This is a genomic window from Paraburkholderia domus, assembly GCF_905220705.1.
Lineage (GTDB): Bacteria > Pseudomonadota > Gammaproteobacteria > Burkholderiales > Burkholderiaceae > Paraburkholderia > Paraburkholderia domus.
The window spans coordinates 1-2,233 of sequence record NZ_CAJNAT010000073.1 but is presented as its reverse complement, the minus strand read 5'-3'; the positions used below and the strand labels follow the sequence as shown (position 1 = coordinate 2,233).

The window sequence follows — 2,233 nt, the reverse complement described above, 5'->3', positions numbered from 1 at the left end:
TAGAGTTTTTGCCGGGGTATCCCGTGAATCTCTAACAGGAGTGGGCTTGAGTCGAAAAACTGGTTTTACGCACCGGCACTACCATCTCGACATGCCACAGGCCGCCAGTGCCGAACTGGCTGACATCTTCGCCTTCGAGGGCGAGCGGGCTATCGGGGAGCCTACCCGGTATGCGATCCGGTTCACGCATCCTCAGCCGGACCTGTCGCGCACCGACTACCTGAACAAGCCTGCGGCATTCGTCATCCAGCCGCCCTTCAATCCGCTCACGACACTTAAGCCGGAACCCGAACGGCGTGTGCAGGGCGTCATCACGGGCTTCAGCCAGCGCGGCAGCAGCCGCGACGAAACCACTTACGAGGTTGTACTGGAGTCGCGCCTGGCATTGCTGCGTAATGTGCCAAAGTGCCGCTTCTTTCTTGACAGGAGTTTTCCGGACATCATTGAACAGATTCTGCGCGAACACGGCTTCGACAGGATCCACGGCAGCTTCGAGTTCAACCTGTACCGCACCTATCGAAAGCGTAGTTTCGTGATGCAATGGGGCGAAGACGATCTGACTTTCATCACGCGGCTATGCCGTCGCTGCGGTATCTGGTTCGTCTGCGAAGAGGGCAAGCACTGCGAAAACGTGCGCTTCGGTGATGACTTCACGCACTATCGCCGCGACCCCGACCTGAGTGTGCCGTATCGTGAGTACAGTGGCCTGGAAAGCTCGGCAGCGGAATCGGTCGATTCGCTTGAGATGGACGCGACGACCCTGCCGACGAGCTACAAGGTACGCACGTTCAGCACCGAGCGTCCGTTATCCGAACCGATCGAGGCGGCCAGCCAGATCACCGAGGACCGTACCACCTATGGCGAGGCTTATACGTGGGGCACGCCGGACCTGGGCGAGGATGGGGCGAAGGAAGAAGCGCAGCTGCGGCGCGAGGCGGCCGTGGCCGCACAGGTGGTGTATCGCGGCACGTGCAACATGCTGGACCTCGCGCCCAGTTGCATCCTCAAGTTCCCGAACCGGAAACTGCCCGACGCTGAGTACGGGCTGCTCACTGTACGGGTGAAATGCAGCGCATCGCGCAAGCAGCCGTACCGCGTCGAATTTACCGCGATTCCATCCGACCGGCTGTACCGGCTGCCTCTGCTGGAAGATACGTGGCCCAAAGTCGAAGGGGTCATCACGGGCACGATTGCCTCGCCGGGCGGGTACAAGGACCCGTATCTGGACGCGCAGGGCGCCTATATCGTGCATATCCATGCGGATCAGGACAAGCGCACGCCTGGGCTGGAAAGCTGCCCGATGCGACTGGCGAAGCCGTTCGCGGGCGCAGGGCAGACCGGTTTCCATTTCGGTCTGGTCGAGGGGACGGTTGTGACCGTGGGCTTCCTGTGGGGTTGCCCGGACCTTCCCTTCATCAGTCAGGTACTGCACACGGCGCAGGATACCGACCCGATCAATTCAGCCTATCCGTGGGCTACGCGCAATACGCTGCGCACGCGGTCGAACAACACGTTCGAGATGGAGGACCGCGCGAGTCGGGAGCACATCAAGATTGCGACAGAACAGGGGAAGTCACAGCTGAACCTTGGGCATGCCGTCGATCGTGACCAGAACGAGCGCGGTAATGGTGCTGAGCTTCGCACCGACAAGACGACGGTTATACGGGGCGGCGCGGGCGCGATGATGACGGCATATAGCCGTGCGGGCGGTCGCGGGCATCAGACCGACATGCAGGAGACCATTGCGCAGCTCAAGGAAATGCTGGCACTTGCTGAATCGCTGGCGCAATCCGCCGAAGCGTCGAAGGCGTCGCCCGCAGACACCCGCGCGCAGAAAGCGATCAACGACGACCTCAGTGAGCTCAGGCGGCCAGGCGCCCTTGTCACTGCGCCTGGCCCGGTCGGCGTCGTGTCAGGTGACGGTGTGCAGCTTGCCGCCGACGGCTCGATCATCGGCACCGCAAAGAAGGGTGTGCATTTCAGCACGCTCAAGCGTTTCACCGTGGCCGCGCGCGATCTGGTATCGGTCTTCACGCAGAAGGGCATGAGCCTGATCGCGGCGGCGGGCGCGGTCGTCGTGCAGGCCCAGCGCGGGTCGATGCAGCTTGCGTCGCAGAATGATATGACCGTTGAAACGGTTGACGGTGTGCTGCATATGAAGTCGTCAAGGGAGATCGCGCTGAGTGTCGGCGGCACGTATATGCGCATGACGCCTGAGGGGATCGAATATGGC

The 2,233-nt window shown here is 61.7% G+C and carries 1 protein-coding gene; it reads left to right on the top strand.

The features are described from left to right. Window positions 1–46: 46 nt before the first annotated feature. Window positions 47–2,233, top strand: a 2,187-nt coding sequence (locus tag KHO31_RS38890) for a type VI secretion system Vgr family protein (protein ID WP_236071735.1), incomplete at its 3' end; no start/stop codon positions are given.